This is a genomic window from Frisingicoccus sp. (genome assembly GCA_016298055.1).
Classification (GTDB): Bacteria; Bacillota; Clostridia; order Lachnospirales; family Lachnospiraceae; genus Frisingicoccus.
This window is the reverse complement of sequence record JAEDDO010000282.1, coordinates 1-2,005: the sequence shown is the minus strand read 5'-3', so window position 1 is coordinate 2,005 and position 2,005 is coordinate 1. Positions and strand designations below refer to the sequence as shown.

General features: G+C 43.0%; 2 protein-coding genes. Both read left to right on the top strand.

The genetic code is table 11. The features are described from left to right. Nucleotides 1-209: 209 nt before the first annotated feature. A complete protein-coding gene (locus QZZ35_RS11610; protein ID WP_291235212.1) occupies nt 210-1,355 on the top strand; it encodes an acyl-CoA dehydrogenase family protein in 1,146 nt (381 codons plus the stop codon). Between the two features lie 106 nt (nt 1,356-1,461). Then, nucleotides 1,462-1,974 carry a shikimate kinase gene (locus QZZ35_RS11605; protein WP_291237547.1) on the top strand — a complete coding sequence of 171 codons (513 nt, stop codon included), beginning with the start codon at nt 1,462-1,464 and terminating at the stop codon, nt 1,972-1,974. The last annotated feature ends 31 nt before the right edge of the window (nt 1,975-2,005 follow it).

The following is a 2,005-nucleotide window of genomic DNA, read 5'->3' as shown; positions in this document are numbered from 1 at the left end:
TGTGCATCACGAAGAAAAGTCATGAAAAAAAGGAAAAATGAGGGTTTACCGGACAAAAAGTGATGCATTTTAACATCACTTTTTTCTTTTTTCCGGATTTTTACAGAACAAAAAAAGGCTTAAAATGGCATTTTTTCAGAATATGTCATTGTGGCATAAAATTTGCTGGTAAAAAAGACATAGGAAATTTAAGTCAGGGAGGCGTTTGTATGAGTTTTATTTTGAATCCGGAACAGAAGATGATTATTCAGCTGGCAAAGACTTTTGCTGAGAAAGAGTTGGCACCTGTTGCAGAGGAGATGGATCGCAATGCTCATTTCGTGCCGGGCCTTGTTCAGAAGGTGGCAGATGTGGGATTTCTTGGAATGAATGTACCGACCGAATATGGCGGCGCAGGTATTGATGAAGTGACAAAAGCCCTTGTTATTATGGAAATTGCAAAAGTAGATGCCAGTGTAGCTGAGCTGATTGCGGTACACACACTGACAAATGATATCATTTTACGCAATGGTACAGAAGAACAGAAAAAGAAATATTTGACGATGGCATGTAAAGGTGCTGTCGGCGCATTTGCTCTCACAGAACCAAATGCGGGATCCGACGCGGCAGCTGCACGAACAAAGGCAGTTGTTGACGGGGATGATTATGTGATCAGCGGTTCCAAATGCTTTATCAGTAACATGGGTGAGGATGAAGGTGATTATGTAATTTTAATCGCACTGACCGATCCGGCAAAAAAGACAAAAGGTATGTCTGCAATTATCGTTGACCGTGGAACAAAAGGATTTTCAATCGGAAAAGTTGAGGACAAGATGGGGCTGCGCGCAGCACCTGTATCTGAGCTTATTTTCGATGAATGCCGGGTGCCGAGAACTCAGCTTTTAGGAAAAGAAGGACGAGGATTTATGATCGCTATGGCGGGTCTTGACGGAGGACGTATCGGTATGGCTTCCCAGGGTGTCGGTGTGGCAGAAGGTGCTTTAGAGGCAGCAGTGACCTATGCAAAACAGCGTGTACAGTTTGGCAAACCGATCAATGCCAACCAGGGTCTCCAGTGGTATCTGGCAGATATGGCAACACGGACAGAAGCTGCCAAGATGCTGACCTTAAACGCAGCAGACCGTCGCCAGCACGGAGAAAATATCGGAAAACTTGCTGCTATGGCAAAATATTATGCATCTGAGAATGCGGTCTATGTTACCCATAAATCCCTTCAGATCCATGGCGGATACGGTTATATGAAAGATTATGCGATTGAACGCCAGTATCGTGACGCACGTATCATTCCGTTGTATGAGGGAACATCCGAAGTTCAGAAGATGGTTATTTCCAGAGCAGTTATCGATGGAAAATAGAAGATCATCTAAAAGCCACGGCAGTCTGCTGTGGCTTTTTTCTTGCGGTTTGAGTGTATAATTGGTATAATTAAAACCAAATTTTACAAAGACAGGATAGATGAACATGGAAAGAAAAAATATTTTACTGATAGGCTTTATGGGGACAGGAAAGTCAACCGTATCCGCCCGGTTAAAAAAGATACTGGGTATGAAAGAGATTGATACAGACGCACTGATCGTGGAGCAGGAAGGAATGACGATTTCCGATATTTTTGCCCAAAAAGGCGAAGAAGCTTTTCGAAATATGGAAACAGATCTTTTGAGAAGATTAAAAGATGAAAAAAATCTGATCGTTTCCTGCGGCGGCGGTATGGCTCTTCGAGATGAGAATGCCTCTATTATGAAAGAAGCGGGCACGGTTGTCTGGCTGACGGCAACACCGGAAACAATTTTGAAACGGGTGAAGAATGATGACAGCAGACCGCTCCTTAAGGGCAATAAAAATGTTGAATTCATCGGTGACCTTTTAGAAAAAAGAAGACCAAAGTATGAAGCTGCATCGGACATTTCTGTGGAGACAGACGGACGAAGGGTGCAGGATATCTGTGAGGAGATCATAAGTCGATTAAGTGAATAAAAGTAATGAAGAAAAACTCTATTATCGGGGA

What these genes read in the sequence shown, in the direction of transcription:
- QZZ35_RS11610 (WP_291235212.1), top strand. Translation starts at nt 210, where the DNA reads ATGAGTTTTATTTTGAATCCGGAACAGAAGATGATTATTCAGCTGGCA.
- QZZ35_RS11605 (WP_291237547.1), top strand. Translation starts at nt 1,462, where the DNA reads ATGGAAAGAAAAAATATTTTACTGATAGGCTTTATGGGGACAGGAAAG.